Source organism: Citreimonas sp. (genome assembly GCF_042096055.1).
GTDB lineage: Bacteria > Pseudomonadota > Alphaproteobacteria > Rhodobacterales > Rhodobacteraceae > Citreimonas.
Genome location: NZ_JBELMH010000062.1, coordinates 1 through 1,797 on the forward strand (window position 1 = coordinate 1; position 1,797 = coordinate 1,797).

At 68.0% G+C, this 1,797-nt stretch carries 2 protein-coding genes; both read right to left on the reverse strand.

What is annotated here, in order from left to right; translation table 11 throughout:
* Positions 1-881, reverse strand: an 881-nt coding sequence (locus tag ACFDTC_RS13190) for a TRAP transporter permease (RefSeq protein WP_375259346.1), incomplete at its 3' end; no start/stop codon positions are given.
* Positions 882-885: 4 nt separating this feature from the next.
* A partial coding sequence (locus tag ACFDTC_RS13195) for a TAXI family TRAP transporter solute-binding subunit (protein WP_375259347.1) occupies positions 886-1,797 on the reverse strand: 912 nt, incomplete at its 5' end.

A 1,797-nucleotide genomic window follows, 5' to 3' on the forward strand; every position in this document is an offset into this window, starting at 1 on the left:
GCCGGCAGCACCGCGCCGATGACGATCGTCCAGTAGGACATGCCGAGGATCTCGGCCATGACGAAGGCCGCGGCGCCCATGATCGGCGGTGCGATCTGGCCGCCGGTCGAGGCCACCGCCTCGACCGCCGCGGCGAAGGGCCGGGGATAGCCCAGCCGGATCATCATCGGGATGGTGAAGTTGCCGGTCGTGGCGACGTTGGCCACCGCCGAGCCCGAGATCATGCCGAAGAGGCCGCTGGCGATGGTGGCGATCTTCGCCGCGCCACCCGGCTGGCGGCCGCCGACGCGCATCGCGAAATCCATGAAGGCCTGACCGCCGCCGGTGTGCAGCAGCAGCGCACCGAAGAGGACGAAGGCGGCGATCACGGTCGAGGCGACGCCGGTCAGCATCCCCCAGATGCCCAGATCGCCAAGGAAGATCGTCTCGGTCACGAAAGCGCGGTCAAAGCCGCGATGGCCCAGCGCGCCCGGCAGCAGGTCGCCCAGCAGCGCATAACCGAGGCCGAGCACGACCAGCACCGGGAAGATCAGCCCCACGGTGCGGCGGCCCAGTTCCAGCACCGCGCCAACGAGGCCCAGCGTCAGCGCCATGTCGAGCGTCGTGGCCCAAGGCAAAGAGCCCATGATCGTCTCATAGTTCCAGACGACATAGCCGCAGGCCGTCACCGTCACCGCGGCCAGCGCGAGATCGATGGCAAGCCCCAGCGGACGCCATACGGTTCCGCGCCCCAGCGGGTAGAGCGCGAAACCCAGGCAGGCGACGAGCGCAAGGAAAAGGGCCCGCTGGACCAGCCCCTCGAACGGACCGGTCGCGGCGGTGTAGAAGACGAAGGCGCCGACGAGAACGGCCAGCGCCTTCTGGATGCGCTCGAGGCTCACCGGTTCATTCCTCGGGCTGAAGCTTTTCCGGGATGTCGTAGCCGTTCTCCTCGAACCAGCGCGCCGCCCCCGGGTGAAGCGGGATGGTGCCGTAATCCAGCGTCATCTGCGCCAGGTCGGCGTCCTGGATGCTGGCCATCGCGTTGGCCTGCGCGCTGTCGTCGGCCATGATTGCCGAGACGATCTTGTAGGCGGTCTCGTCCTCCATCGAGGCGGGGGCCGCGACGCCGACGCCGAAGGCCCAGGTCTTGTAGGCCGGGATGCCGTCGGCGGCGCCCTTGGGGATGTCGACGACCGAGATGTCGGGCATCTCGTCGCGCAACGTCTGCACCTGCGCGTCGCTGAGCCCCAGCACCTTGATGTCGGTCGATGTCGCGATGTCCATGGTCGAGCCGTCGAGCTTCAGGCCCGAGCCGGACTTGACGTAGCCCGCCACGCGGTTGTCCTTGATCGCGCTGACGATGTCGGTGGTCGACCCGCGCGAGAAATCGGCGGTGAGGCCGAGGGTCTCGAACACCGCTTCGGTCGTCGCCTCGGTCGAGGAGCCGCGGATGCCGGGGTTGAAGCGGACACCTTCGAGACCTTCGAGCGTGTCGACGCCCGCATCGGCCCGCACCACCGCGTTCTGCGGCGCGTTGGTGTAGACCCAGAGCAGGCGCAGGTCCTGCTGGTTGCCTTCGAACGCGTTGGTGCCAGCGTAGGCGTGCTGAACGGTGTTCGTGGTGACGAGGCCCAGATCCACCTGGTCGCGCCCCATCCGCTTGATGTTGTCGAGCGTGGCGCCGGTTTCGACCACCGAGGCGGACAGCCCCTCGGCATGTTCGCTAATGAGCTGCCCCACGGCGACGAAATAGCCGTAATGGCTGGACGAGGCCGAGGTCGAGCCGACCAGCAATTCCTGATCCTGGGCAAGCGC